This is a genomic window from Marilutibacter chinensis (genome assembly GCF_021725675.1).
GTDB classification, from domain to species: Bacteria; Pseudomonadota; Gammaproteobacteria; order Xanthomonadales; family Xanthomonadaceae; genus Marilutibacter; species Marilutibacter chinensis.
The window spans coordinates 988,956-1,014,426 of sequence record NZ_JAKJPO010000001.1 but is presented as its reverse complement, the minus strand read 5'-3'; the positions used below and the strand labels follow the sequence as shown (position 1 = coordinate 1,014,426).

Genomic DNA, 25,471 nt, shown 5'->3' with positions numbered 1-25,471 from the left:
GCCTCCATGCGATCGCTAGTGTTTTTCTTCACTCTTTTGGTTTTCAGTTTGCTCCCGTTCTCCGCAGGCGCTTCCCAAGTGTCCTTGACCCCGACGGCGCTTCTGGGCGAACCCTCCACGAAAGCGCACGCGGTCACGCTGATCAATTCAGACGACATGCCGGTGAGCTTTCAGGTCACTGCCTACCAGTGGCTGCAGAAGGATGGAGTCGACCAGCTGGTGAATACCGGTGATGTGCTGGCTTCGCCATCGATCATCTCCATTCCTCCGAAAGGGCGGCGGGTGGTTCGGGTGGTGAGGATCAGTGGAAGTGGGGCGGTGGGCTACTACCGCGTCATCTTCAAGCAGCTGCCGTCCCCTCCCGTCGAGAATGGTGGGCGGTCGAACGTCTCGCTGCTCGTGAATCATTCCCTGCCGCTGGCGTTTGAAGATTCGACGCCTGACGTTCGCTTGACCGCGGCGCTGTCGCCGGACGGTTCGGGCTACCGCCTGACCAACACCGGCACCACCGCCGCGCGCGTGACCACCATTGGGCCTTCCTCCGGCCAGTCGTGGCGCGAAGGCGCGCTGGGGTGGGTGCTGCCCGGGCTGAGCAAGGACATCCCGCTCAAGCCGGAGCACCGCGCCTCGGCGTTGACCCTGACCGTCAACGGTCAGACGGTCTCGCTCGCCGTCGCCCCTTGAGCCATCCATGCGCCGTTGGGGAGTTCTGCTCGCGCTTTGCCTGGCTGCGCACGCGGCCGGCGCTGCTGTTCCCCAGGGCGTGGAGCCCAGCGTGCTGCTCCCCACCGTTGGCGGCAAACCTGCGAAGGAACCGACCATCTTCTGGGAGCAGCAGGGCCAGTGGTTCGCCGATGCCACCACCTGGTCTGCCTTGGGCGTGGTGTTGATGGAAGGCGAGAGCGGTCCGCTGTCTGCTCAAGCGTTGGGCGTGGTCCTGGCGGTGAAGGAAGAGGACGCCACCGTGGCCATCACCATTCCCCCCGATCGCGCACCGGTTCAATCGGTCAAGCGCCACGAAACCACCGGTTCACTCTCGCCCGCGGCGCCCGGCGTGCTGATCAATTATTCGCTTTCAGGGCGCGCGACGCAGGAAGCCCAGGGCGCGTCCCTGTCCCACGAGGTGCGCACCGCCGGACGGTGGGGCGTGCTCTCCACCACCGGGCAGCTCAACGTGGATTCAACGCGGGGCGGGGAGTATCGCCGCGGCATCACGCGGTGGCAGAAGGACGATCTGCCACGGCTGGTGACTTACGAAGCCGGTGACGTGTTCACCGGGCCACCGTCGGCGGTCGTGAACCTGGGCGGCGTGCGCATCGCCAAGGACCCCAAGGCCCTCGACCCGATGACGCCCACCTATCCCATCCCCACATTGGGTGGCTTGGCGTTGGATCCGGGCACCGTGGAGGTCATGGCCAACCAGGCCCGCGTGCTCCAGCGGGACGTGGAGCGCGGCCCCTTCATCGTCGAAGGCAGTCCGCTGTCGGCCGGTGCAAACCAGGCCCAAGTGGTGGTGCGCGACCGATTCGGCCGCGAGGCGGTGGTGAGCGATCAGCGCTACTACATCGCGCCCACTTTGCTTCGCCCAGGCCTCACCACCTGGGACGTGGCCGTGGGCCAAGTGCGCGAGGACGAGAACCGCTATGAGAAGACCGGTGCCAGCGCCTCACTGGCTTGGGGCGCCTCCGATCGCTGGACCCTGCGCACGAACGCGCAAGCCGATGGGGAAGGGAAGTCAAACTTGGCCCTGGGCGCCACCACCACGTTGGGCACCCTGGGCACGCTCGATCTGGAAGTCGGGCGCTCCAGTGGGGGCGGCCGGCGCGTGGCCGCCGCCTACGATTACCGTGGCCCGACCTTCGGTGCGCGCCTCGAGCACGAGCGCAACGAGGACTACTGGCGCCTGCGACCGGAACGGGCCGCCGACGTGCTGGAGCGCACCCGCGCGTCCTTGTTCTGGCGACCCAGCCGCGACCTGTCCCTGCGCGCCGGCTACACCGACCTGACGACCGACCGGGCCCGCGTAACCTTTGCCGACGTGGGCGTGAACTGGCGCAAGGGGCCTCACCAGGTCGGCGCCAGCGTGCTGCGCGACATCGGGCGCGGCGACACCCGCGTGGAAGCCGGCTATACCTACGCCTTCGGGGCCAACCGTATGGGCGTCAGGGCACGCGCGGCCCCCAACGCTGACGCCTGGGCGCTTCGCTACTCCGGCCGGCCCACCCTCGGCGACACCCCGGTCAGCGTGGCGGCGGAAGTGGAGCGGGGCGAGCGCGGCAATCAGGTGAGGGCCGCCGCCTCCTGGAACACCGACACCGGCATGGCCCGCCTCGACGCCGGCACCGGGCACGGCATGCCTTACGTCAGCGGGGGCTACAGCGGAGCGGTCCACATCGACGGGAAGGGCGTGACGTTCCTGCGCCCGGCGCCCCAAGGCTTCGCGGTGGTGGACGTGCCTGGCCAGCCCAACGTGCCCGTGCGCGTGGGCGGCCGGGTGGTGGGCCAGACCGATGCCAAGGGCCGCCTGGTGACCGGCGACGTGGCCGCCCTGGTTCCCACCACCGTGCGCATCGACGACAAGGCACTGCCCCTGGGCACCCAGGTGGGAGAGACCGAGAAGAACGCCATGGCGGGACGCCAAGCCGGGATGCACGTGGCGTTTCCGGTGCTCACCGAAACCGCGCGCTCCTACACCCTGACCGGTTCCAACATCCCGCCCGGCACGGTCGCCACCACCCCGCGGGAGACCACCCAGGTGGGCTTCGATGGGGCGCTCTACCTGCAGCACCCGGAGCCGGGGCAGGTGGTCGAGGTGACGGGGGTCTGCAGGGCCCAGCTGCCGAAAGACCTTGGCTCTGCGCAAACGGTGGTGTCGCTGGCCTGCCAGTGATCCGCCAATCCTTGGAAAACAAAGGGTTGAACCGTCTCAGGCCTTGCGAAACTGGCCCTGCATCCTTTGGCTGAACGATACTGGGGGCCTGTCTTAGGGGATCACTGGATGCCACTGCTTTCTTGGTTCAACCGCGACGCGGATCTCACGCGCGCCGCCCTGGCTCCTTACCGATTGTTGGAGCCAGTCGCCAAGCTGTCCCATGGGGAGGAGGACTCCCCGAACATGCTCATCGAGGGGGACAACCTGGAGGCGCTCAAGGCCTTGCTCCCGTATTACGGTGGGCAGGTCAAATGCATTTTCATCGATCCGCCCTACAACACCCAGTCGGCGGTCAGTGAGCACTACGACGACAACATTGAACACTCTCAATGGTTGTCGATGATGTATCCCCGCCTTGAGCTATTGAAGGAACTCTTGGCCGATGATGGCTCCATTTGGATCACGCTGGACGACAACGAAGCCCATTACTTCAAGGTTATCGCCGACGAGATTTTTCAGCGAAAGAACTTCATTGCAAATGTCATCTGGCGAAAGAACTACTCGCCCAAGTCTTCCGCTCGCCACTTTTCCGTAGACCACGATCACCTGTTTGTCTACGCCAAGAACGCTGAAAAGTGGGTCCCCAATCTGGTGCCGCGAACAGCGGCTCAGGACAAGGCCTACAAGAACCAGGACAGCGATCCCCGTGGACCTTGGAAGGCCAGCGATCTTTCAGCGCGCAATTCCTACAGCTTGGGCATCTACCCGGTCACCACTCCTAGCGGCCGGGAGATCCCCGGCCCCCCTCCGGGTCGTTACTGGTCCATCTCCAAGGCCAAGCTGGAAGAGCTCGATGCCGACAATCGCATTTGGTGGGGCAAGGACGGGAACAGCGCCCCTTCTTTGAAGCGGTTCCTCACCGACGTGAAGCAGGGCAGGGTGCCGCAGACCTACTGGCACTACGACGAAGCGGGACACACGCAGGACGCGAAGAAGGAAATCGTGAGTCTGTTCGGCGGTGATGTTTTCGGCACCCCCAAACCAGAGAAGCTGATGCAGCGGGTCCTGGAGATTGGTTCTGCACCGGGAGAACTGGTGCTAGATAGCTTCTTGGGATCGGGCACCACGGCCGCGGTGGCCCACAAAATGGGCCGGCAGTGGATCGGCATTGAGATGGGTGAGCATGCACGCACTCACTGCCAGCCGAGGCTTGTGAAGGTAGTGGACGGCGAACAAGGCGGAGTGTCGAAGGATCTCAACTGGAAAGGGGGCGGCGGCTTCCGCTTCTACAAGCTGGGAGTGCCCGTCTTCGACGAGGACGGTCACATTCGGGAAGGCATTCGCTTCGAGCACCTGGCCGCGCACGTGTGGTTCGCCGAGACCGGCACCGCGCGATCTACACGGGCACCAAAGAAACCCTTTCTGGGTGAGCATCACGGTGTGGGCTACTACTTGCTGTTCAACGGGATCCTTGGCGACGAGAGTAAGACCGGCGGCAACGTGCTGACCAAAAGGGTGTTGCGAGGACTGGAGCCGTTCGACGGACCCAAGGTGATTTACGGTGAGTCCTGCGACTTGCCGAAGGAGCGGCTGGAAGAGCTCCAGATCACGTTCAAGCAGACCCCCTACGACATCAAGGCGCGTTGATCATGGCTCTCTCCTTGAAGGTGTATCAGCAACGGGCCCTGTCCAGCTTGGCCCAGTTCCTCGAAGACGCGCGGCTGACAGGTCCCGTATCTGCATTTGAGAAGAACGTGGATCCGGGCCTGGTCACGAACTACAAGCCCATGCCGGGCATGGGGGCCACTCCTTACGTGTGCCTGCGCATCCCCACGGGCGGCGGCAAGACCGTCATGGGCGCGCACATCATCCAGGCTGCCGGCGATGCTTATCTGGAGCGCACATATCCGCTGGTCATGTGGATGGTGCCCACCACCCAGATCAAGACCCAGACTCTGGAAGCGTTCAAGGATCCTCGCCACCCCTACCGTCAGGAGTTGGATGAGGCCTTCGGTGGCAAGGTGGCGGTGTTCGACGTCGAAGACTTCACTCACATTCGCCCCGCCGATCTGGGCACGAAGGTGTGCGTGGTGATTTCCACGATGGCAGCGCTTCGCGTGGAGAACCAGGACGGCCGCAAAGTCTACGAGCACCACGAGGACTTGGAGGCACACTTCGCCGGAAGCGTGTCCGATCTGCCTTATCTGGAGCAGAACGCAGCGGGCAAGGCCATCGCCTCGTTCGCCAACCTTCTCAAACTCCACGGGCCGCTGGTCATCACCGACGAGGCGCACAACGCCAACACGCCGCTGTCATACGAGGTCTACCAACGCTTAGGTGCAAAGGTGGTGGTGGAATTGACCGCCACGCCGGAAGCCAGCAAGAGCAACGTGCTGGTCAGCGTCAGCGCCTTCGAGCTAAAGGTGGCAAACATGATCAAGTTCCCCGTCGTGCTCAAGGAGCACGTGGGGCAATGGGAGGCGGCGGTGGGCAGCGCTGTGGCCCGTCGCAACGAGCTGGGCAAAACCGCGCTGGGCGAACCGGACTACATCCGTCCCATCCTGCTGATCCAGGCGGAGAACGCCAAGGGCACGGCCACGGTGGAGGAGGTCAAACGCCACCTCATCGACAACGAGAAGGTCCCAGAGAGGGCCATCGCCATTGCCACCGGTGACCAACGGGAAATCGACGGCGTCGATCTGTTTGCCAAGGATTGCCCGATCGAGGTCATCATCACCAAGCAGGCCCTCAAGGAGGGCTGGGACTGTTCGTTCGCCTACGTCTTCTGCTCTGTGGCCCAGGTCAAAAGCGACAAGGACATCCAGCAGTTGCTGGGCCGTGTGCTGCGGATGCCGTATGCCACGCGCCGCAAGCAAGAGGCCATGAACAAGGCCTATGCCCACGTCACCACAACCCACTTCAACCTGGCGGCGGCGGAGCTCACCAAGTCGCTCATCGACATTGGATTCAATCCGTTGGAAGCCGTGGGCGCCGTCCAGCGTGAACCGACGCCCGGGCCTGGCCTGGGCCTGCAAGGCGGATCGAATCCTGTCCCCGCACCGCCCAAGACCACCGTGGCGGTCAGCAAGCCACCGGACCTGACCAACGTCCCCGAGCGCGACCAGGGCAACGTGGTGTTCGTGCCCAACGAGGAAGGCAAGGGCGGCACGGTCGAGATCACGGGGGAGGTGGACGATTCCACGGTGGAGGCGATCACCCTTGCCGCACCCGCAAAGGAACGCGAGGACGTTGCCGCCACCATTGAGCGTCACCAGATCGCTTCCAAGGCCGTCAAGGCTCCCAGCCAAAACGGGGCCGTTTTCAGTGTGCCCCGGCTCTGCGTCATGGAGCAGGGCGAGCTGGAGTTCATCGAAAGCGGCGCGGTGCCCCCCGGGTTCACGTGGGATCTGCTGGCGTATCCACCGGATCTGTCCAGCCTCAAGTTCAACGCCGACAGCCAGACCTTCGAAGTCGATCTGGTGGATGAAAAGGTCACCTACACCAAGATCGACGACGACGTGAACACCTACCTTCCGGGCTTTGCCAAGGACCGGACCGAGGCAGACCTGGTGGGGTGGCTGGACCAGAAGATCCGCGACCCGGCCGTGAAGCAACCCGTATTGCGGGAGTGGGTGCGCCGGGCCATCAGCGGTCTGTCCCAGGATCGGGGCTTCTCCCTGTCCCAGCTGCTCAACGGCCAGTTCGTCCTCCGGCGCAAGCTGAGTGAGCAGCTCCAGCTCGCCAAGGTCGAGGCACTGAAGGACGGCTTCCAGCAGGCCCTGTTCGGCGATGCCGCCGAGGTCGTGGTCAGCGACGAGCCCGACGCGATGTTCACCTACCCGGCGGACATGACGTTGTATCCGGCCCACTCCTACTATCAGGGTGGCACCTACCGGTTCCGCAAGCACTACTACCCCTTCGTGGGCGACCTTCAGTGGAAGACCGCCGGCGGCAAGGTGGGCGAGGAGTTCCTCTGCGCCCAAGCCATCGACCAGCTGGACGAGGTCGAGTTCTGGGTGCGCAACCTGGTGGATCGCAGCCAGTTCTGGATGCCCACGGCCAAGCAGCGCACCTATCCGGATTTCGTCGCTCGTCTCAAGGACGGGCGCTTGCTGGTCGTGGAATACAAGGGCGGGGACCGTTACTCATCCGACACCGAGAAGGAAAAGCGGATGGTGGGCGAGCTCTGGGCGACCAAGAGCAAGGGCAAGGGGATCTACCTCATGGCCCAGCTGAAGGACGAGAAGGGCAACAGCGTCACTGAGCAGTTGAAGGCAGCGATCGGAGCATAAGCGCGGAGGCGACATGGAAAAGCCAGGGGAAGTGCAGAAAGTTGTCAGGAAGACAGCCAGCAGTGGCAAGCTGGACTACGCACCGCCGGTCGTGCTGAACGAGACAAGCAAGAGTCGGCTAAAAGCGACAGCATGGTTCATCACGCACAACGACGGCAGCACCGATCTCTCGCTCAAGCTTGAGGGATTCAAGAAGGACAAGAACCAGCCTTGGATCGAAGATAGGACGAAGACCCTCACTCTCACTCACGCTTCTTCGCTTCAATTGCTTAAGTATCTCCAAAGTCATTTTCCTGTTGCTGAGCAATCTGAGGCAGGTGAGTTCATCCTCATTCGAGTGTCCAACGGCGAGGCCGTGTTGAGTGGCCACGATCCGCAAGCGTTGGTTGGCGCACTGACCAACGTGCTTTCACAAGCGGAGTTGCTGGACCATCTTTCAAGCACGGAACTTACCCACGAATTGAGTGTGGCTTTGCGCGGCTCTATTCGTTTAAGCGAGATGAGATCAGCAGTAGCCGAATTGCACTCGAATCTGAGTAGCGGTGAGGCGGGGGAACAAACGTATCAGGCCTGGTGTGAGAAGCACTGTTGGGCGTTCGGAAACGCTTATGTTGTCCGTGACGAAGTCAGGGCCATTTCCACGGGCGACAACCTCGATCTGTTGTTGCCAAATGTTATTGCGGGCTATCGGGACATCGTTGAGTTGAAGCGGCCCGACAAAGAGGTGCTGCTCTACGACGCTGCCCACAAGAACTACTACTTTTCGGCAGACGTTTCGCGGGCCATCGGCCAATGCCACCGGTATCTGGACATCCTCCACCAGGCTGCGAAGGAAGGCCTTCAGGACCATAAAGAAGTGGTGGCCTACCATCCACGGGCTAGCATTGTCATCGGCCGATCCCACGACTGGACCGACGAGCAGCAGCGTGCACTTCATGGGCTCAATCGCCGTCTCCACGGGATCTCCGTAATGACCTACGACCATCTGCTTGCTCAAGGCGAACGCCTTGTCGAAATGATGAGCCCCGCAGCGGGTGCTGATGCGGAGTCGGCGGTTGAGGAGGACGATATCCCATGGTGATCATTCGCCGAATCGTCGGGACCTGTCCTAGAGCCTCGCGAAGCCACCCATGTCCAGCTTGAGTCCTCGCGAGAAACGGAAACTTGAAGATCTGTTCGGCATGAGCAGTGGTTACGTCCTCGATTTTTCGAACAATTCGTTTGCTCGGTTCTTCGAAGAGGAGGTCAATCGAGACATCTATGGCGGGGCATACAGTGGCAATGGCTCGTCCAAAGCCAACCACCTACGCAGCTTCTGGACCAAAGAAGATGACTCGTTGGTGGGGCGGGTCATCCACGGACTGCTAGAGCACTGCCGGGACACCGGGCATTCGGCATTGGAGCGGCAGGCACTCTTCAGGGATTGCGAAGCCATTGCAGCGCGACTGGCGCAAGCCAAGCCTGTGGAGGACATTGAGGCCATCGACGGCGACACTGAAGACTTCCAGAAAGTGGCTAAAGCCGCCCGGGAGTGCTTCGAGCGTAACGAGCCAGAGCAAGGCTTGGATCGGCTACATACGTTCCTCGTCAAGTTCCTTCGCAAGCTTTGCGAGGAGCACGGCATACCCAGAGACCGTTCGGTGCCGTTGGGTGGCCTTATGGGCGCCTATGTGAAGCGCGTCAAGGAAGAAGGTCTTCTGACTTCCCAGATGGCAGAGCACATCTTGAAAGGCGCGACCACGATCTTCGGTCAATACGATTACGTCCGGAACAACCACACGATGGCCCATGACAATCCGGTGCTGGCATACGACGAGGCACTTCTGATCGCCAGCAACGTTGCCAGCACGGTGCGCTTCATCAAGGCCTGTGAGGAGCGATGGAAGCTCGCACGGCAGCAAGAAGAGGCTTCTGCCGAGGGCATGGACATTCCGTTTTAGTCGCCTGGTAGGTTGCTATCGCACCCGAACAAGCTGATCCCACCGGGTGGTGTAAGCCGGCGACAAGTTCTTCTGGTTCATCGCCCACACGGGCTTGGCCAACGCCGGCCCCTTCGACCGCCAAGCCGACGACGCCATGCCCATGGTGCCCCGGCCGAACTTCGCATTCGCCTGGTCCATGACCTTCATGAGCGCTTGCGAGCGGGGGTCGATGCCCGCGAAGAGGTCGCCCTGGTGGACATCGCCGTGCGTCAGATCCAGCAGGCCCACGCCGGCTTTCTTGTAGCGGTAGCCGGTCTTCCACATGGCCTTGGCCAACCCTTGGGCGACCAGCAGCACTTCGCGCGTGTCACTCGTGGGGCCGATGAAGTTGAACGCCTTGCTGGGGTGATACTGCGCCGCACCGGGCTTGAAGGGGTTGGTGTTGAGCCACACCCACACCCCACTGGCCTGCAGCGAGCGCGACCGTAGCTTTTCGCACGCCCGCTGGGCGAACGTGGAGACGGCTTGCTGGAGGTCCTCCAGCGACGTTACTTCTTGGCCGAAAGAGCGCGACACGACGATCTGCTGCCGCTCCGGTTCCACTTCCTCCAGGTCGTTGCACACCACGCCCTGGAGTTCCCGTTGGGTGCGCGCCAAGGTCACCCCGTAGCGAGCGCGCAGGGTGTCGGGATCGGCTCTGGCCAGGTCCGCCGCGGTGAGGATGCCTTCGGCGCCCAGCTTGGCGGTGAGCTTGCGCCCCACGCCCCACACGTCTTCCACCGGATAGGTTTCCAGCTCGGGCGAGCCGGGCAGGGCGGTGACCACCCCGTGCGGCGTCTTCTTGGCCAGCTTGTTCGCGAGCTTGGCCAAGGTCTTCGTGGGACCGATGCCCACGCAACACGGGATGCCCACCCACTGGAGGATCTGGGAACGCGCCTGGCGGGCCATCGCCTCGCGTTGCTCCGCCGGCACCCCGTCGAACGTCACGAACGACTCATCGATTGAATAGACCTCCACGCGCGGAAACCATTCCCGCAGCACAGACACTACGCGGCCTGACAGGTCCCCGTAGAGGCCGAAGTTCGCCGAGAAGATTCGCAGCTGGCGGCGGATGTGGGGCGGCACCTCGTGGATGGGCTGGCCCATCTTCACGCCCAGCCGCTTGCACTCGTCGGACCTCGCGATCGCGCAGCCGTCATTGGAGGACAAGATGCACACCGGCTGGCCGCGCAGGGAGGGATTGAAAACCCGCTCGCAACTTGCGTAGAAGTTGTTCCCATCCACCAAGCCGAACATGTCAAAGGGTCCTCGGATCCACGTTGTGCCACTGACTGATTTCTCGTTCCAGGCCATCCCATGTCGCCTGGAGTTGCCGCCTGTCACCAGTGAAGAGTGGCTGGTCCAAGTGCGCGAACTGGTCGAACTGCGGGTGGGGCAGAACGGTGCCGATGCCGCTGAAGCAGAACCACTCGCCCACCAACTGGGCAATCTGAGCGAGTTCCTTGATGGCGCCCTTGGCATCGTCCAGGTTCCATTGCTGGAGCACGCGGCCGGTGCGGCTGAACTCTGTGGCCGCATGTGCGATCTCGACGTTGACGTGTTCCACCACACCGTCCAGGCGTGCCAGACGGCGATCCAACGTATCGAACACCTCTTCCCGAATCAGATCGTCTGGGGTTGACGTTGCGGGAGTGGTTCCGCTCAGCCAGTCGAACACGGCATGCCGTTGGACGGACGGTTCGAAGGGATACTCGCGAGGCACCCAGTGGGTTTGCCCAGGCGCTTGGGCGCGCAGGAACCGCCCATACCGTGCTTCGATGGCCGCGTGGTTGTATTCCAGACCCGCAATGTCTTCCACAAACACCTGACGGGTGATTCGGTGCCGAACCTCCCTCGCATCCTTGAGCAGGCCACCAATGGAGCACACCCCATATCGGCCGTGGATGGTTTCTCGCTCGGCCAGTCGCCGAACGCCTTGCATGGTGGTGCTCCAGAAGCCCGATACGAGCATTTCCAGCACCATGCCATTGAGCCGCTTGCCTCCATCGGCATCGGGCGCCTGGCGGACCATTTCCACGACGCAGGAGAACGCGGCCAGATCCCACGTCAGCTTGGACAACGCCTTGGAAATGGCGTTGTCGTCGGTGTCGAAGACGCGTTTCCAGAGCTCGATGCGCTGACGCATTACGCCTCCTGGACGATCGACACCCCAGCCAGTGCATCGCCCTCGCTGTCGCGGCGCCGCACCTGGGACAGCACGCCCTCGAACCGTTCCAGCTCGCCTTCGTCGGTGGCGGCCCGCCGGTAGGTGTCCCCGTCGTCGAGCACGTCCACCACCACGGCCACGCCCGTGCCGTCCTCGGCCAGGGTCACCTGGCTTTCATAGATGCACGTGCCGGTCCACGAACGCCAGCAGCGCAACGTATCCCCGTCCAGATGCACCGCCCACCGGTCGTCCATGTCGCGCGGCCAGAGGCCCTCGCGCAGGCGCACCAGATCCTCGGCGGAGAAGACATGGCCACACCGGATGGGCCAGCGGGGACCTTCCAGCGGTTTGAGCTTGCTCCAGCGGCTTGCGTCGTCCATGTGTCAGCGCCTCAGTTGCTTTCGGAAGGACCAAGTCACCACGCCCCACACGTCGAGCTCCACGTCCTCCGGCACGACGATGGGGGCGTTGGCAGGATTGCCCGAATGGAGCTCGTAGCGGCCCGCGCGCAGCCGCAATTGCTTGATCGTGAAGCCGCCTTCCCAGCACACCATGACGATGTCCCCGTGGCGGGCGGTGAGGGAGCGGTCGACCACCAGGGTGTCGCCCGGGAAGATGCCGAACTCGACCATCGAGGTGCCCGTGTCCGCTTCGACGTAGAACGTGGCCACCGGGTTTCGAACGACCCGCTGGTTGATGTCCAGCACGTCCTGCGAGCCATAGAAGTCTTCAGCAGGCGAGGGGAAGCCGCACGTGGCCCGCACCGGCAGCAACGGCAGGTGCAGCGGCAGGGGATGGAGATGGGCGGCGCCCAGGTAACCGGGCGGGAGCGTGGTGTCGAGCATGGCGGAAGTCTCTACAAGTCAGAATCACCCGGTGAGACGCACCGGGGAGACAGGCTAGACCGGCCCCAAAGGAGCCGCCAATTAGTATTTCGCTGAACGGGCGCAAGCCCTTGTCACTGCGAGGGTGGGCGAGGCCGTGAAACCGAGGGTGCGGTGCGCAGCGTCGGTTCCACGCGCAAACGCTCAGGGACGATCGGGTGGTCCGAATGCTCTTTGGTCCAGGAGGTCGAGCAATGTCTGCGCCACGTCGAGGGCGGCACGACCCCATTCGTCGTCGTCGCCATCGAAAGGTTGCTCGCCCGGATCTTCTTTGCCGCCATGGAAGAGGTTGTTGCGCACGCGCTTGGTCGCTTCCACTAAGGCGCGGGCGTCGGATTGAACTTCGTTGGGTGGCTGAAGAGGGCGAGGCTCGAAGGTTGCCTCGCGCCGGCCACCCGCATTGACGACCACCTGAACTTTCGGTCGATCACGGGCTCCCCCAAGCATCTTCTGACGAGTAACTGGCCCCACCCGAAGGACGAAGTCGGCAGGTGGAAACCTGTCCACCTGCGCCTTCACTTCGGACCAGTCCACCATCGCATTGCCGAACCGATCCGCTTTCAGAAACGCATGACGGCGCTTGAGCTGGTATTCGAGCAAGGCGAATGCGCGAAACAATGGGATGGCGAGGTTGTCAGAGACGGGCATGACCACATCGTAGCCCAGCCTCCTGCAACCCCGCAGCCTTCCACGGACGCCCCTGGCGGGCAGCTATATCCGCCGCGTCCTCGACCCCTTTCATCCACCAGTGGGTGTCGTCCAGGTGTGGCAGCGCGCCGCGCTCATCCAGCAGGCGGTCCAGTGCTTCGCACACGGCGAACTCCGCGTCCCGCTCTCGGCTGCCCGGTGGGTGCGCGTGCGCCCGACCGTGGCGATATGCGACCAGGGTCTTGGCGCCCATGTTCCGGCTTTGGGCCAGGTTCGTGCTCACCAACGGATCAGCTCCGTTGTCCAGCAACGCCCGAACGGTCGGTGCGTCAGCGGTGAGCAGGGCGACGTGGAACGGCGAGTAGCCACGGGCGCGTCGTGCGCGTTGGGTTGGGCCCCGCGTCCGATCGCCGCGGCCACCAGGGCGGGGTTGCACTGCTGGATTGCAGCGAGCAAGTCGGTGTTGGTCATGTGTCCTCCTTTCCCACTGATTTACCGCGGCAGCGGAAATGCGCAAGGGACAGCGAGAGGCACGTTGAAAAACTGTCGGCCCACCCCAGCAGTTTTTCGCTTTAGTCAGTAAAGCCCTCTGGACAAGTCGCTGACCTCTGCTTGCATGGGGGTGAAGGAATACAAACGTATTCCGTGGGGGCTGGCATGAATTTCGTTGCAAGTATCAAGAAAGGTGTGCAGGGATGGTTAAAGGATTTGCGTGACCCACTAAATCTATTTCAAGAGCCGATCTGGAAGCTTCGAGTGGAGTTCCTTGTCTTCACGCTCCTGTCTCCGATATTGATCCCATGCCTTGCCCTCAGTGAGCGCGTTCGAGAATGGCGGCGAAATCGCAGGCAGCCACCCATCTTTCGGCTTTTTGAGTGTGAAGGTGGCTTTCAACTAAGCGAGCTTGAGAAGTTGATTGCGAGTGGTGTCGATGTTAACGCTCGGCAGGAGGGCAGCGGTGAGACGCCACTTATTTATGCGGCGCGCGTGGACCGTCCATGGGATCCAAACTGCAGGGGGGCGCTCGACGTCTGTCGTGTGCTCCTCGAGGCTGGCGCAGATCCGAACGCAGACTGTGGAGGTTGTTACGATGATCGTGCGATAAGGCCGTCACCCATCTATTTTGCCTATATGAGTGGCAACGTGGATCTGCTTGACCTTTTGCTAAAGGCTGGTGCAAATCCTCGTTCCGAGGCGTGGTTGCGTTTAGTCAATGCGAAGCCGCATCCCGATGCGTGGATTGAATACCAGCGTCCGGAAATACAAGATCGTTTGCGCAAGTGGAAAGCGGAACAAGAGGCCAAGCGTTTGGATGCAACGCTCGATGGTGCAACGGAAGCAACGGGAGCCGTTCCGAATAGCAGGGCACGGCTCTGAGGAGGACCCCATGAACCTGCAACTCACCTGCATCTGCCGGGAGGACATGTTCGCCGATGGGTTTTCCTTCGCAGAACTGCTGGGCTCGCCCTTGGCCGCGCTGCGCTGGGGTGGTGCGTGGCTGACCCAGTTGAAGCCCGATGGGCCAGTGACCGAGGAGGCCATGCGGCGCCTCGCTATGGGCCAGGATTTCGATGGGCAGCAGCGGTTGTGGGAAGGCGAGGGCCACCACACCTGTGCGGCGGGCTACCGCGTCTCGCTGCGCCTGCCCGAAGGGTTTGCAGCGCTGCTGGATACCGATGGCGAGGAGAGGGCACGGCTACAGGCTGCCCACCGTCACGCCGTTGACCATGCGCTGTCATCCCTGCCGTTCCAGCGTGATCACCGGGTGCTCTTCGTTGCATCCGATCGGTTGGAGGACGACTGGACGCACCACTGGTTGTTCGCGATGGCTTGCGCACCAGACGGAACGTGGGAGCGGTTGACGCAGAGCTTGCGGCAGCCGGTGAGCGAAGAGGCCTACGCCGAAGCCATGGACGCCGTGGTGGAAAGCGAAAGGCTGGAGCGCTTCTTCCGCCGAGTGCCCTTCGGTCAACCCAGGCTGCGGCTATGACCCTGGCCGCAAAGCCACCCCTCTCGGCGGTCCTTCCGAAGGTGCCACTCCCAGCAACGCTGCGTGCCTCGCTGATCGCACATGCCAGGGCCGCTGGGGTGGGTGAGAGCGAAGCCGTGCGCCAATGGCTCACCGCCCACCTGGCGCGCCCCCAACTGCTGCGCTCTCCCGTCGCCGGCCCCAGAGAAGACCGCTTGCCGCCCATCCGGGCTTCCCAAGACCTCGTCGACCGCGTCCGCCAGGAAGCACAAAGGCAGCACGTGAGCGTCGCGGAGCTCATCCGGCGGGTCGTGGCGATGCACGCGGTTTGACGCGCAGCTTGGCCACCCCCGGTAGGTGCCATTTCCCCTTCGCCAGGCGCTTCTGCACGAAGGCGCGGTAGGCCTCGGGTGAGGGCGGGGACTTCCGTTTGTGCCGGCGTGAGTTGCAGAGCCAGCAGGCCGCGGCGATGTTGCCGGCCACGTCCTTGCCGCCGTCCTGTTGGGCCACCAGGTGTTCGGCGGTGCAGCGCAACGGATTGGCCGTGCGGGAAGGCAGGCCGAAGGGTTTCAGTTCATCGGGTGAGGCGTTCCACATCGGCAAGCTGCAGTAGCAGCAGCGGCCCTTCTGGGCGTGGAATGCATCGGTTCTTAGGCGTTGGAGTTTGGGCATGCTTAATCTCAGGAAATGACAGGAAAAACTCTCCCGACGTCTCTAGGCGAGAACGCTTCGGGCACCTGTTGCCTTGAGCTAAGCAGGCAATACACCGGGGGTAAGTTCCCACGCGGCAGGGGATTTATCGCGCCGTAGGGTGGCCGGTGTCAAGATAGCGCCATGACCTCCCTCGACCAGCTCACGACCTTGCTCGACGCCCTGGAAGCCAAGCTTCCGGACCTGCTCGCGGCCTACCCCGCCGATGGCGACTTCTGGATGGCGTTTGCCGGCGAGGCCGACGCGATCGAAGACCAGGCCGGAGAGCACGTTGGCGTTGTGAACCAGCGGATCAACGCGATGCTTGCTCAGCACGGGCGTTACATCGCCGGGATCGAGGTGGATTGAATGCAATATGCCCTGGTTGATGGTGCGCGCAGTGAGGCGTTCCCGAAGGGCAAGGGCACCTGTGCGACCTGCGGCAACGCCACGCTGGCCAAGTGTGGTGAGCGAAAACTTCACCACTGGGCCCATCGTTCGCTGAAAGACTGCGACCCGTGGTGGGAGAACGAAACCGACTGGCACCGGGCCTGGAAAGCCCACTATCCCGAGGAATGTCGGGAGGTGGTTCACGTCGCGCCGGATGGCGAGGTGCACCGTTCAGACATCAGGGCGCCGGGCGGGATCTACATTGAAGTCCAGCATTCACATATGCCGGAGCCCGAGCTGCGCTCCAGGGAAACCTTCTACGGCAACTTGATCTGGATCCTGGACGGCCGCAGCTGGCGGAAGAACTTCGACGTTTGCCATGCGCTGCCAAATCCGCGCTCGCCCATGGCCGCGGACCTGGTGTGGTTTCAGGCCAAACGCGGATATCACGGGGCAAACAACGGCATGTTCCTTCGCCTGTCAGAAAATCCACCGCACACAAAGACGACACTGCGGGGCGGTGAGATCCATTCGTTGCGAAGCATCGCAGCGGAGGTGCAAGCCAACTATTCCGGCCACCACCAGTTTGCATGGACACGCCCGCATGAAGCGTGGCTGGAAGCCGGGTGCCCGGTTTACATCGACTTCGGCGAGCCCTTCATGGCTCGCCTGCAGTCTTACGATGAAACGGGTCTGCGTTGCGTGCGCATGGTCCGCCGGGACGCGTTCATTCAAGCCACGATGACCGCCTCCCGAGCGGTCGATCTGTTTCCCGATTGAGGAGGGTTTCCCATGTGTTATTCCGCTGAAGCCTGGACCCTCTACGATAATTACGTGAAGGAGTTCGGAGCCGACATCGACATCCGCGAATTCTGGGAGGTCTACCTCAAGCGGGACGAGGCCTACCGCATTCGCAAACCGGCGAAGTTCACCCCCAAGATTCCCAAGGGGATGGACCTGAATTTCCTGCCCCCGAAGTCCGACCTGGAGCGGCAGATCCAGGAGCTCATTTCCGAGTGGAACGGGCGCAAGCTCGCTGAAAGCGAGGCCGAGCTGGATACGCAGAAGGCGCGCCTGGCTGCTGCTGAGGCGAAGCTGGCGAAGAAGGAGACCAAGGCTGCGCTCAACGATCAGCGCATCGCCGGGAACAAGATCAAACAGATGGAGCGCTGGATCGCTGACGCGAAGCGCACCAAGTTGGAGCCAGCCAAGGACAACCGGATCTTCCCCGACTGGTATGTCCCTGTCCTGATCTCGGAGAACGGGCGCAAGGTCGTCCGGCCCATGCGCTACCACTGCCGCCCCGCCGGCATGGATCCCTCGATCGACTGGACCAAGGACGGGCGCGTGTCGGGCACCTACAACGCCAGGCGCGACAACCTCCAGCGTTTCTGGCGGAACCAGTTCGGATACACCCACGGCCTGATGCTGGCTGAAACGTTCTACGAGAACGTGGACGACGGGAAGGGTGGATCGAAAGAAATCCAGTTCCGCCCCCGCACCGGGGAGACCATGTATATCGCCTGCCTTTATTCCCATTGGGTGGACCCGAAGGGCGAAGAGCCCGACTTGTGGTCATTCGCTGCGATCACCGACGAGCCCGAGCCCGAAGTGGCCGCGGCCGGTCACGACCGCACGATCATCAACATCAAGCCCGAACACTTGGATGCCTGGTTGAACCCGGATCCCAACAACCTGGACGCGTTGTTCGCGATTTTCGACGACAAGCGCCACCCGTATTACGAGCTGGTCAAGGCCGCAGCTTGATGCGATTCGGCGAGCGCGAAATCGGCGCGCTGGTGCTGGCACTTGCCGTGGGTGGTCTGCTGTTCGCGTTGCTCGATGAGCCCAATCTTCCATCTCGGTGCGCTGACGGTTGGCACTCGCCCTCGATCGGGGAAACCGGCGCGTGTTCCCATCACGGAGGCGTGGTGCCCGGACGCGATCCCACCCCCTGGTGGAAACGCGCGCTCCCCATCGGAGCTGGCTTGGTGATTTTCCTGGTGCCGGCTTGGCGCAACGGGGCGTTTCGACGCCAAGCGCATGACCCCATGGCCGCGTTCACCGATCCGGTGTCGATGGTGATTCGCCAGGCAATGGAGGAGGGCAGCGATGTTCGCTTCCTCTACACGAAAGAAGATCAGACGCCGGAATGGCGCACCGTCACACCCCTGGAGTTGACCCACCTCCATCGGGCCAGCCATGCCTCGAGGTGCGTATTGGCCTACTGCCATCTGAGGCAAGCCAAGCGCCACTTCGTTCTGTCCCGCATAGAGCAGATAAGCCGCGTGGCGGCTATGCGCTCGTAATCTAACTTTCGGCCACTATTTGGCCGTTATCCAACCTATGGGCTATAACCCATGGTTCCCTTGAACGGAGGTGCCCCTTGGCCCTGACCACCCTGCAGTCGATCAACGCCGAGATCAAGAATCTGGAAGCCCAGCGAAAGCTGGTGGAAAAGCGCGACGGTGAAGTGCCCAAGGCGCTGGCCGTGCTTCAGAAGTTCGCGAAAGTCCTCAGCCCCGCCCAGCGTCGCCAAGTGGCTAAGATCATTGGGGAGACGCTCGACAACAAGCCGGCGCGCGCGCCCAAGGCCGCTCCTGCCTCCCGCAAGGGCCGCAAGCTCGGCATGGTGGCCCCGAAGTATCGACTGCCGACCGGGGAAACCTGGGCGGGCCGCGGGCTGACCCCCAAGGCGTTTGCCGCGTGGGCGAAGTCCGCCGAGGGCAAGGCCTGGGCCCAGGCCAACCCTGGCGCGAAGTTCCCGCCAGCCAGTGGGGCGGTGAAGAAAGCACCGGCCAAGGCCGTTAAGAAGGCCGCGAAGGCGGCGAAGAAGACGGTGAAGAAGCCTGCAAAAAAGGTCGCGAAGAAGGCTGGCAAGAAGGCGGCGACAAAGGCCGCCAAGTAGCTCGATAGAGGACAGGTGGGGTGGCCATCTCCTTCGCTTTCGACGGTGATGACGTGGTGTGGACGCAGCGGCTTGAACGGCCTGCCGTTTACCTGGACACCTTTGCCATCCGCGAGATCGCCGACAGCGACGAGTTGTCGGCGCGTTTCGCCAAGGTGTTGAAGGACCGTAAGGGGACTTGGCTCATTGCTGCGTTGTGCATGGGCGAATTCGCGCGCCTCACGGACGCTCGGCATGGTGAGCGCGCCGAGCGATTGCTCGCCCAGGTGGTTCCGCAAATCTACCTGTTCCTTTCCGAGTCGGACGAAGAGCGGATCAAGCGCGGCGAGACGGACTTGGCCACGCGCTCGCTGCCTCGTGCTGACGAGCGGAACATCGACTACTTTTCTCGGCGCTGGGCCAAGCAGCAATCCTTGCCGGAAACGTTCCGGGGCATGTTCCAGCTCGTCCATGAGCACCCGAATCAGACGAACGCGGTCTTGGACGACATGGCTCCCGAGCTGGCGGCCACCCTGATGCGCCTTCGCGAACAAGACGTCTTTCGCAGCAACGCCAAGGCTGCCCGTCCCGATGGCATGCGGACCCGCAAGCAAATCATTGGGGGCGATCTTCTGCGCGAGTTGGTGCTCGACCCCAACGCGCCCATCTCAAACAACGAAGCCTTGGACGTGATGCATGCGTTGGACGCGGTCGACTACTGCGACCTCGTGTTGCTTGATAAGGCGTGGGAGCGTCGGGTCAACGCGCTTCACCAACGAATCGCCGACGCCGAAATCACCATGCCGGTGGCCAGGTGCTACTCGAAGAGCAAGGGTGGGATTGAACGGTTCCTCGAAGCACTGGAACAATGGCCGGAGTAAGGCGACAGGGGATGAGTGTGAGGGGGATGTTTCCGAAGAAGAAAAGTCGGCTCTCCGCGCAGGGAAAAGCCGTGGTGGCGGCCAACGTGCTTCTCGATGCCGTGGAAGGGAAGATCGACGAGAAGATGGCCGGTGTTCGCCTTCGCGAAGCGATCGGCCTCCAGTGGTCGTTCCTGACCTGCATCCAATACCTGTCAGGGCAAGAAGCCCTGGTGGCACTCAAAGCGTTGCCCAACGACTGGTCCGAAGCAGGACGGCAGAAGCGTCACGTGTTGACTGCTGCCATCCTTGCGGCACACATGGTGGCGAACTTCCGCTCGGAGGGCCCGATGTTGTGTGCCAGTCACATGGCGGAGGAACTCAAGGGCAAGACCGTGGAGCAGTGGCTGGCGGAAAAATCCGAAGCCGAGCGGGAAGAAGTCTGACCCCACTTAGGTTGGGCAGCTGATGGCAGGTGGTCACGCGCTGTTGGACCATGGCCCCGTCGTCCTGGCCACTTCACCCGGCAATGGGGGACGGGGGCGAGAATCCCCATTCAAGCGCCGACGACCGAAGCCCCCGCAAGGGGGCTTGTTGTTAATTTCGGTTGTAACCGTGCTCCCGTGACAGCAGGACGGATTTCCAATGGCTCTCCCGCTCGCAGAGGTCTTCCTCGGTGGCGGAAAGGTCGGCGATTTCCAGGACGGCGAAGCGCAAAGCGTGCCGGCGTTCTTCCGTGGCCTCGATGCCAAACTCATTTCGCAAGGCCACATTGCCGCCGTGCCCATTGGCCGCATAGGCGCACCAGCGGCCCCAGATGCCATCCGCGCCTGATGCCTTGCCGACGTAGAGTCGGCCGGTGTCCGTGTCGGTGATGACGTAGATCCCTTTCACCGACGACAGAGCCGCACGCCAGGCCGCTGTTTGGTGGCGCACCACGGTGTCCAATTGCGCCTTGGTCAGATTCACCGCCTTGAAGCCCGGGAAGTCTGAAATGGACAACCGCTCGGCCAGCAGCTCTGTAACCGTTAAGTCATCGGCCAGTGTTTCGCCCTTGGGGTAGGAGTGGCGTTCTGTGTATCGGCTTTGAAGGTAGAGACGCCCCACCCATTCCTCGCACGAGGGAACCCGTTCCAACGTGTAATAGAAGTGAGGCTTCGGATCGAACTCCTCGACGTGGTCGAGGGAGCGGAAAAGGCCGGCGTAGAGCCAGCGCGTGGGCGAGCCCGCGCTGACCAAGGACACGACGAACTCGCGTTGGAAGTTTCGCTTGTTCTGCCAGCGCTGCCATTCGTCGAACTGGCCCTCCAGGAACACGTCCAGTGGGCGCTCGTTGCCGTTGTAGCGCGCCAGATGGACCTTGGCCTTCTTAGCCTCGAAGGTCGGTTCCCATACCTTGAGCAAGTCGAATAGATTCATGGAAGCAAACATTGGGCTTGACGGGCCATGCACGCCGCTGCGTGCTCTGCAAGATGGCTTGGGTTGGGCCGATAGGCTAACTCGGAGGGTAGGGCCAAGGCCTTGCCAACCAAGGTCGCGTATTCGGTGGTGAGCAGCGATGGTGCTAGAGCAACGGTATTCTCGGGTGTTACCCAGAGCAGCCCGCAATCGAAGAGCGTGTGGAGGTCAGCACGCAAGAGTAGGCCGTTGTCCAAACGGTTTGTGTGCTCGCCCCTGTAAGGGAGCACGTGAGCCGCCTCTAACACCTCTACCGCAGAACACCCGGTGATCGCGCAGCGGCCTCCGTAGGCATCCAGTAGCTTGGCTCGGAACAGCGGTTGACCACGGCGCTGAGCTACCGCGCGCATTGCCCACACACGGGCGTCGTGGTCGTTGTTCAGCGGCGCATCGAAAGCCTCGGCTTGCGCTTGAGCTTCTGCCCGCGCCTGGTCGTCCAGGGCCAAGGGCACCGCTTGCCACTTCTTGTTGTCACCCTGGAGCAGATTCCAGTGCCCATGCGCGGCTGGATTGAACATCACGTAACGGGTGCGGCGTGGTGGCCCCACATCCACCACCTTGAACAACCGATCGTGGGGATGGTCCTGGTCGCTTCGCCAGTTTGTGCGCGAATAGTTGTAATGCGCACGGCTGGGGCTGTTCACCGTGAATAACTCCAAGTCGGCGCGGGCGTTTCCCAATGGATCGTGGGGGAAGTGGGCGCGGTCCCATGCCTCGACCTCAGCCAAGGTGGCACTGCCCAACTCGGCGATGGCATCGGCTGCCCGCCAATACTTCACCCCGTCGCGCTTGGTGCGTGTCTGCGGCATTGATTACGCCTTTCGTTTCAGTGTCCCGTGGGGGTCGAGTGTGGCCCAGTAGTGATCTCCGTTCAGTTGCCTCAGTGTTTCAGCGAAGGACGCCAGCAGTGCCGGGTTGCGGGCCAGTTGGGCGTGGGCCGTGGACAAGAAGGCATTGCGATCCTCGCGCAGCCCGTCCACCCTGGCGGAGATCGCCTCCTGGATTTCGGGGTGATCGTGGGAACCGACGCGTTTGAAATCCGGCAAGGGATGGCGTTCGATCGCTGCTTCGGCCGCCTTCGGTCCGGATGCTTGGACCCTCAGGAGTTCGGCATACGATTGCTCAAACCGCGCACGAAACTCCGGACCTCTAGCCGTCAGCTGGTTCTCCAGGTCCAAGGCTTGTTGAGAAGATTTGAGCGCGGTTTCTATCGTTCTCCTCTCTGCTTGGAGGTGACGTGACAATTCGGTCGTTGCCGACTGCAACGCGAAGGAGCGATTGAAGGAATGCGACATCTCTCCCACCGCGTGGTTGACCTTATCCAGGAACGATAACGAGCCCTTCTTAGGTTCCTCGGAGACAGGGGGCAGACGGGGCGGGGTTGCAACACGCGGTGCGGGGCGAGGCACGGCCCGACTGCGCGTGGCAGGGCGTGGTGGGGCGAGCGGAGACGGTTCCACGCCACGCCGCTTTGGCTTGTAGCTGCACGAGGGGAAGTTGGAGCAGGAGTGAAATTCTCCGTAAGGCCCCGTGCGGAGCACCAGCACGCCTTGCTTGCATGCTGGACAAGTCTCCTCTTCGACGGCCTTGCCCTCGGTGTCGGTGACCACCACGGCCCCGTCCTCCTCTAGTTCCCGAAGGAACGTCGAACACTGGCCCCGAGCGGTGAACATTGCCACGCTGCGCCGGGCACGGGTCAAGGCCACGTAGAACAGCCGGCGTTCTTCGCCCAGCGGGAAGGTGTCTCCCTCGGGCATGGCCAAGGCCAGCACGGGATCATCAGCGCGGGTGTTGGGGAAGCTGCGTCCCTTCAGGACCGTGAGCATCTCCGGCAAGATGACGTAGTCCGCTTCGCTGCCCTTGGAGCGGTGGATGGTCAGGAACGACACGTCCACCCAGCGGTTGAAGCGGTGCTGGTTGGTGGGCACATACTGCCGATCGGCGTTGTATCGGCCCAGCACGTAAACCGACACCTTTCCGTTTCGGCCAGGTGGAATCGTCCCGTCCCTTACCTGTTCGCCCAGATTCACCACGAACCGATCGATTGCATCGGCTAGCTTTTCCTTGCTGTCCACCTGAAACGCTTGAAGAACCGGACCCTGGGGAGGCGTCGTCGAGTGAACGCGTTTGGCAATCTGAGCGGGGTTCTTGGAGACAAACGCGCTGGACACATCGCACAACGCCTGGGGGCAACGGAACGTTTGCTCCAGCTTGAGCACCTGGCCGTGGCCAAACCATTGCCGGAATCCCGTCATCACCGATACGTCGGCGCCGGCGAACCGATTGATGGACTGCCAGTCGTCTCCCACGGCAAACAAGAACCGGCCCGGCGCCTGGACCAACGCGCGGCACAATCGCGCCCGCGCCCGTGATGCATCCTGAAACTCATCGGCCATCACCAAGTCGTAGGGCGATTCCACGCAACCGCTCTCCAGGTGCTCGGCGGCCTGGTTGAGCATGTCCTCGAAATCGATTCCGCCCTCCGCGGCCAATGCCTTGTCCCAGGCGTCCATGATCGGTGCGGCAATGTCGAGGAACATTTCATAGCGGTGCTTGAAGGCATCTGCAGGAAGTGAGCTCAGCTTCTGATGCAGCATGGGAATGGTGAGGCAGTTGCTTTTGGCATGGCTCATGAACGTGCGAACGAGCCCGATAAGCTCCACGGAATCCATGGGTCTCTGCCCGCCCTGGGGAATCTCCCGCTCGGGGTTGGGATCCATCACCACTCCACGGGATGTCAGTTCGGCCTCGAGGCGAGGGAGATCAACCTTGGACCGAAGACCGTGGGAGGTGGTCTCGAACAACGTCGTTCCCATGTCCTTGTGCAGCTGTCGCTTCCACTGGACGCCCTCCAGATAGCCTTCGAAGTCGGGTGGGGGAAGGCCTTGGGCGTTGAGTGCGAAATGCTCGTGGTAGAGGTCCAGCTCGGGGTAGTAGAAATCGGGTCTGTATTGGCGGTGAGATTCGTCGGCTGTGCGATGCTGGTAGGGGGGTTCGTATTGGTAGTCGACACCGTTCAAGAACAGGAAGTTGGCGATCATCACTTCCTCCTGGCTTTTGACACGCTCACCCCGAGTGGTGACGAGCGCACCCTTGCCCTGCGCATCCCAGACGTCGGCAGATTCCGGGGTGCCAAAGGCCGGCAGGTCTTTCCCGAAAACAAAACGGAACAAGTCCCATTGGTTGCGAAACTCGGAGGAGCGATCCTTCAACTCGTCCACGATTTCGGTGAGTTTGCGCACCCCCCCGGCTGCGTCCGTGGCCCACTCGGGTATATCGGGTTTTTCTCTGGTGGCCTTCCCGATGAGGCGCAGGCCCAACGCATGGAAGGTTGAGGCCTCCACGGTCACTTCCGCCATGCCCAGCCGCTCGAAGGCTTTGGCGGCACGCTCCTTGAGCTCCTCAGCGGCCTGCTTGTTGAAGGCCAACAGAACGATCCGCTTGGGATCCACGAACCCGCGGTGGATGGCGTAAGCGGCCTTGGCCACCATCGTGGAGGTCTTGCCCGAGCCGGCCGAGGCCACCACCTGCACGCGGTTGTCGAAGCACACCACGGCCCTTGCCTGTTCCGGGGTGAGCGGCTTACTTTCGACACGGTCGAACAGAACCCTACACGCCTCCAGCTCTGAGACGGTAAGGACTTCGTTGTGGAACCAGACAGCGGCGGCGAGACTTCTATCCCACGTCTTAAGCGATGACTCTAGGCTCGCCGCGTCCTGGCCCAGTCCTGCCCTAACTTGGGGGTCGGAGAGCAAGGCTCGAATGGCAGACACGTCGATCGCTGGACGAGCGGCCTTCAGGGCAGCCAGCATTTCGTGAGTGAACCAGCGGCGTGCGCTGTTGGCAGCCTTCAACTGCTCGGTGTTGTTCTTCTCCCAATTCGTGATCTGCTGGAAGGCCCGCTTCACCAATGCCACGCTTTCACGAATGCGCTTGTCGGCCAACGCCACCTTCAGCGCATGGACGAGAGATGCACCTTGGGTGTTGGGCAATCCGTCGGCTTTGGCTTCGTTGCTTTGCCCGGGATGGAGGGTGATGTCCGTCCAGAACGTTCCCGCTTGGACGCGATAAGTGGCCGCGTCCTCAACGTTGACCCGGTGGGTGCGGCCGTCCAGCGTCAGGACGAGTTCCATGCCCTCCAGTCGCAACCGCCAATCCGATGATCCGGTCAGGTGCTGGCCCAGCCATGAAGGGTCCCATTCCTTTGCCATTCCTTGTCCCATGTTTCCCCTGGTATGCCGCAGCGCAAACTTCCCCAACCTCCGGCTACTCCATGGTAAGCCGGGCAGCCGCCGAGGTCATGTCGCTCGGGGGGCCGCGACGGCGCATCTCATCCCGTGAGAGCTTCCGGAGGCATCCTGGCCCCCGTAGACTGGACCGGGGCGGGCCCAAG

25 protein-coding genes and 1 pseudogene are annotated in these 25,471 nt (G+C 62.5%); 15 read left to right on the top strand and 11 right to left on the bottom strand.

Features of this window, described 5'->3' with window-relative positions; genetic code table 11:
* Positions 1–6 precede the first annotated feature (6 nt).
* The 6 genes from L3V18_RS04450 to L3V18_RS04425 all read left to right on the top strand — a co-directional run bounded on the left by L3V18_RS04450 (position 7) and on the right by L3V18_RS04425 (position 9,104).
* Positions 7–684: a fimbrial biogenesis chaperone gene (locus L3V18_RS04450; protein WP_237053384.1), complete on the top strand. Its 678-nt coding sequence runs from the start codon at positions 7–9 to the stop codon at positions 682–684.
* 91 nt (positions 685–775) lie between these two features.
* The gene (locus L3V18_RS04445; RefSeq protein ID WP_237053383.1) at positions 776–2,890 is read left to right on the top strand and encodes a fimbria/pilus outer membrane usher protein; all 2,115 of its coding nucleotides are present in this window, start codon (positions 776–778) and stop codon (positions 2,888–2,890) included.
* A 108-nt stretch (positions 2,891–2,998) separates the two neighbouring features.
* Positions 2,999–4,519: a site-specific DNA-methyltransferase gene (locus L3V18_RS04440; protein WP_237053382.1), complete on the top strand. Its 1,521-nt coding sequence runs from the start codon at positions 2,999–3,001 to the stop codon at positions 4,517–4,519.
* A 2-nt stretch (positions 4,520–4,521) separates the two neighbouring features.
* Positions 4,522–7,164, top strand: coding sequence for a DEAD/DEAH box helicase (locus L3V18_RS04435; protein WP_237053381.1), 2,643 nt, complete (start codon positions 4,522–4,524; stop codon positions 7,162–7,164).
* A 13-nt stretch (positions 7,165–7,177) separates the two neighbouring features.
* Positions 7,178–8,245 carry a Shedu anti-phage system protein SduA domain-containing protein gene (locus L3V18_RS04430; RefSeq protein ID WP_237053380.1) on the top strand — a complete coding sequence of 356 codons (1,068 nt, stop codon included), beginning with the start codon at positions 7,178–7,180 and terminating at the stop codon, positions 8,243–8,245.
* Between the two features lie 49 nt (positions 8,246–8,294).
* On the top strand, positions 8,295–9,104 hold the full coding sequence (locus tag L3V18_RS04425; protein WP_237053379.1) for an abortive infection family protein: 810 nt from the start codon (positions 8,295–8,297) through the stop codon (positions 9,102–9,104).
* A gap of 15 nt (positions 9,105–9,119) precedes the next feature.
* On the opposite strand, the gene L3V18_RS04420 is transcribed toward L3V18_RS04425, so the two are convergent.
* The 7 genes from L3V18_RS04420 to L3V18_RS04390 form a co-directional block, all read right to left on the bottom strand.
* Entirely contained in the window at positions 9,120–10,382 is a 1,263-nt protein-coding gene (locus L3V18_RS04420) for a Y-family DNA polymerase (protein WP_237053378.1), read from the bottom strand.
* 1 nt (position 10,383) lies between these two features.
* Positions 10,384–11,271 carry a hypothetical protein gene (locus L3V18_RS04415; RefSeq protein ID WP_237053377.1) on the bottom strand — a complete coding sequence of 296 codons (888 nt, stop codon included), beginning with the start codon at positions 11,269–11,271 and terminating at the stop codon, positions 10,384–10,386.
* Positions 11,271–11,672 carry a hypothetical protein gene (locus tag L3V18_RS04410; RefSeq protein WP_237053376.1) on the bottom strand — a complete coding sequence of 134 codons (402 nt, stop codon included), beginning with the start codon at positions 11,670–11,672 and terminating at the stop codon, positions 11,271–11,273. The genes L3V18_RS04415 and L3V18_RS04410 overlap by 1 nt, the downstream gene beginning before the upstream one ends.
* Positions 11,673–11,675: 3 nt before the next feature.
* The gene (locus tag L3V18_RS04405; RefSeq protein WP_237053375.1) at positions 11,676–12,137 is read right to left on the bottom strand and encodes a LexA family protein; all 462 of its coding nucleotides are present in this window, start codon (positions 12,135–12,137) and stop codon (positions 11,676–11,678) included.
* A gap of 183 nt (positions 12,138–12,320) precedes the next feature.
* Positions 12,321–12,824, bottom strand: a complete 504-nt coding sequence (locus tag L3V18_RS04400; RefSeq protein ID WP_237053374.1) for a hypothetical protein — start codon at positions 12,822–12,824, stop codon at positions 12,321–12,323.
* Positions 12,811–13,107 (bottom strand): hypothetical protein, encoded by a 297-nt coding sequence (locus tag L3V18_RS04395; protein WP_237053373.1) that lies wholly within the window; start codon positions 13,105–13,107, stop codon positions 12,811–12,813. The genes L3V18_RS04400 and L3V18_RS04395 overlap by 14 nt, the downstream gene beginning before the upstream one ends.
* Positions 13,104–13,295 (bottom strand): hypothetical protein, encoded by a 192-nt coding sequence (locus L3V18_RS04390; protein ID WP_237053372.1) that lies wholly within the window; start codon positions 13,293–13,295, stop codon positions 13,104–13,106. Before L3V18_RS04390 ends, L3V18_RS04395 begins: the two co-directional genes overlap by 4 nt.
* Positions 13,296–13,481: 186 nt before the next feature.
* On the opposite strand from L3V18_RS04390, the gene L3V18_RS04385 reads away from it, so the two are divergent.
* Entirely contained in the window at positions 13,482–14,201 is a 720-nt protein-coding gene (locus L3V18_RS04385; protein ID WP_237053371.1) for an ankyrin repeat domain-containing protein, read from the top strand.
* A 10-nt stretch (positions 14,202–14,211) separates the two neighbouring features.
* A complete protein-coding gene (locus L3V18_RS04380) occupies positions 14,212–14,814 on the top strand; it encodes a relaxase domain-containing protein (protein ID WP_237053370.1) in 603 nt (200 codons plus the stop codon).
* 276 nt (positions 14,815–15,090) lie between these two features.
* On the opposite strand, the gene L3V18_RS04375 is transcribed toward L3V18_RS04380, so the two are convergent.
* Entirely contained in the window at positions 15,091–15,465 is a 375-nt protein-coding gene (locus L3V18_RS04375) for an HNH endonuclease (protein ID WP_237053369.1), read from the bottom strand.
* A 162-nt stretch (positions 15,466–15,627) separates the two neighbouring features.
* On the opposite strand from L3V18_RS04375, the gene L3V18_RS04370 reads away from it, so the two are divergent.
* The 7 genes from L3V18_RS04370 to L3V18_RS04340 all read left to right on the top strand — a co-directional run bounded on the left by L3V18_RS04370 (position 15,628) and on the right by L3V18_RS04340 (position 20,066).
* Complete coding sequence (locus L3V18_RS04370) at positions 15,628–15,852, top strand: hypothetical protein (RefSeq protein ID WP_237053368.1); 225 nt, start codon at positions 15,628–15,630, stop codon at positions 15,850–15,852.
* Entirely contained in the window at positions 15,853–16,653 is an 801-nt protein-coding gene (locus tag L3V18_RS04365) for a competence protein CoiA (RefSeq protein WP_237053367.1), read from the top strand.
* Positions 16,654–16,665: 12 nt separating this feature from the next.
* Positions 16,666–17,640 (top strand): SOS response-associated peptidase family protein, encoded by a 975-nt coding sequence (locus L3V18_RS04360; RefSeq protein ID WP_237053366.1) that lies wholly within the window; start codon positions 16,666–16,668, stop codon positions 17,638–17,640.
* A complete protein-coding gene (locus L3V18_RS04355; protein WP_237053365.1) occupies positions 17,640–18,182 on the top strand; it encodes a WYL domain-containing transcriptional regulator in 543 nt (180 codons plus the stop codon). Before L3V18_RS04360 ends, L3V18_RS04355 begins: the two co-directional genes overlap by 1 nt.
* A gap of 77 nt (positions 18,183–18,259) precedes the next feature.
* A complete protein-coding gene (locus L3V18_RS04350) occupies positions 18,260–18,781 on the top strand; it encodes an H-NS family nucleoid-associated regulatory protein (RefSeq protein WP_237053364.1) in 522 nt (173 codons plus the stop codon).
* Between the two features lie 20 nt (positions 18,782–18,801).
* Positions 18,802–19,641, top strand: coding sequence for a hypothetical protein (locus L3V18_RS04345; RefSeq protein ID WP_237053363.1), 840 nt, complete (start codon positions 18,802–18,804; stop codon positions 19,639–19,641).
* A gap of 26 nt (positions 19,642–19,667) precedes the next feature.
* Complete coding sequence (locus L3V18_RS04340) at positions 19,668–20,066, top strand: hypothetical protein (RefSeq protein WP_237053362.1); 399 nt, start codon at positions 19,668–19,670, stop codon at positions 20,064–20,066.
* A gap of 151 nt (positions 20,067–20,217) precedes the next feature.
* Here the strand turns inward: L3V18_RS04340 and L3V18_RS04335 are convergent, their stop codons facing one another.
* The 3 genes and pseudogenes from L3V18_RS04335 to L3V18_RS04325 form a co-directional block, all read right to left on the bottom strand.
* Entirely contained in the window at positions 20,218–21,039 is an 822-nt protein-coding gene (locus L3V18_RS04335) for a GIY-YIG nuclease family protein (RefSeq protein WP_237053361.1), read from the bottom strand.
* Positions 21,036–21,887: an HNH endonuclease gene (locus L3V18_RS04330; protein ID WP_237053360.1), complete on the bottom strand. Its 852-nt coding sequence runs from the start codon at positions 21,885–21,887 to the stop codon at positions 21,036–21,038. The genes L3V18_RS04335 and L3V18_RS04330 overlap by 4 nt, the downstream gene beginning before the upstream one ends.
* A gap of 651 nt (positions 21,888–22,538) precedes the next feature.
* Positions 22,539–25,289: pseudogene (locus L3V18_RS04325) on the bottom strand (UvrD-helicase domain-containing protein); the annotation flags it as partial.
* Positions 25,290–25,471 lie beyond the last annotated feature (182 nt).

Excerpts from the sequence above, each read along its gene's own strand:
- L3V18_RS04435 (WP_237053381.1), top strand. The coding sequence starts at position 4,522 with ATGGCTCTCTCCTTGAAGGTGTATCAGCAACGGGCCCTGTCCAGCTTG.
- L3V18_RS04330 (WP_237053360.1), bottom strand. The coding sequence starts at position 21,887 with ATGCCGCAGACACGCACCAAGCGCGACGGGGTGAAGTATTGGCGGGCA.
- L3V18_RS04365 (WP_237053367.1), top strand. The coding sequence starts at position 15,853 with ATGCAATATGCCCTGGTTGATGGTGCGCGCAGTGAGGCGTTCCCGAAG.
- L3V18_RS04385 (WP_237053371.1), top strand. The coding sequence starts at position 13,482 with ATGAATTTCGTTGCAAGTATCAAGAAAGGTGTGCAGGGATGGTTAAAG.
- L3V18_RS04430 (WP_237053380.1), top strand. The coding sequence starts at position 7,178 with ATGGAAAAGCCAGGGGAAGTGCAGAAAGTTGTCAGGAAGACAGCCAGC.
- L3V18_RS04355 (WP_237053365.1), top strand. The coding sequence starts at position 17,640 with ATGCGATTCGGCGAGCGCGAAATCGGCGCGCTGGTGCTGGCACTTGCC.
- L3V18_RS04420 (WP_237053378.1), bottom strand. The coding sequence starts at position 10,382 with ATGTTCGGCTTGGTGGATGGGAACAACTTCTACGCAAGTTGCGAGCGG.
- L3V18_RS04415 (WP_237053377.1), bottom strand. The coding sequence starts at position 11,271 with ATGCGTCAGCGCATCGAGCTCTGGAAACGCGTCTTCGACACCGACGAC.
- L3V18_RS04400 (WP_237053374.1), bottom strand. The coding sequence starts at position 12,824 with ATGCCCGTCTCTGACAACCTCGCCATCCCATTGTTTCGCGCATTCGCC.
- L3V18_RS04450 (WP_237053384.1), top strand. The coding sequence starts at position 7 with ATGCGATCGCTAGTGTTTTTCTTCACTCTTTTGGTTTTCAGTTTGCTC.
- L3V18_RS04440 (WP_237053382.1), top strand. The coding sequence starts at position 2,999 with ATGCCACTGCTTTCTTGGTTCAACCGCGACGCGGATCTCACGCGCGCC.
- L3V18_RS04335 (WP_237053361.1), bottom strand. The coding sequence starts at position 21,039 with ATGAATCTATTCGACTTGCTCAAGGTATGGGAACCGACCTTCGAGGCT.
- L3V18_RS04410 (WP_237053376.1), bottom strand. The coding sequence starts at position 11,672 with ATGGACGACGCAAGCCGCTGGAGCAAGCTCAAACCGCTGGAAGGTCCC.
- L3V18_RS04360 (WP_237053366.1), top strand. The coding sequence starts at position 16,666 with ATGTGTTATTCCGCTGAAGCCTGGACCCTCTACGATAATTACGTGAAG.
- L3V18_RS04370 (WP_237053368.1), top strand. The coding sequence starts at position 15,628 with ATGACCTCCCTCGACCAGCTCACGACCTTGCTCGACGCCCTGGAAGCC.
- L3V18_RS04405 (WP_237053375.1), bottom strand. The coding sequence starts at position 12,137 with ATGCTCGACACCACGCTCCCGCCCGGTTACCTGGGCGCCGCCCATCTC.
- L3V18_RS04390 (WP_237053372.1), bottom strand. The coding sequence starts at position 13,295 with ATGACCAACACCGACTTGCTCGCTGCAATCCAGCAGTGCAACCCCGCC.
- L3V18_RS04380 (WP_237053370.1), top strand. The coding sequence starts at position 14,212 with ATGAACCTGCAACTCACCTGCATCTGCCGGGAGGACATGTTCGCCGAT.
- L3V18_RS04425 (WP_237053379.1), top strand. The coding sequence starts at position 8,295 with ATGTCCAGCTTGAGTCCTCGCGAGAAACGGAAACTTGAAGATCTGTTC.
- L3V18_RS04340 (WP_237053362.1), top strand. The coding sequence starts at position 19,668 with ATGTTTCCGAAGAAGAAAAGTCGGCTCTCCGCGCAGGGAAAAGCCGTG.
- L3V18_RS04375 (WP_237053369.1), bottom strand. The coding sequence starts at position 15,465 with ATGCCCAAACTCCAACGCCTAAGAACCGATGCATTCCACGCCCAGAAG.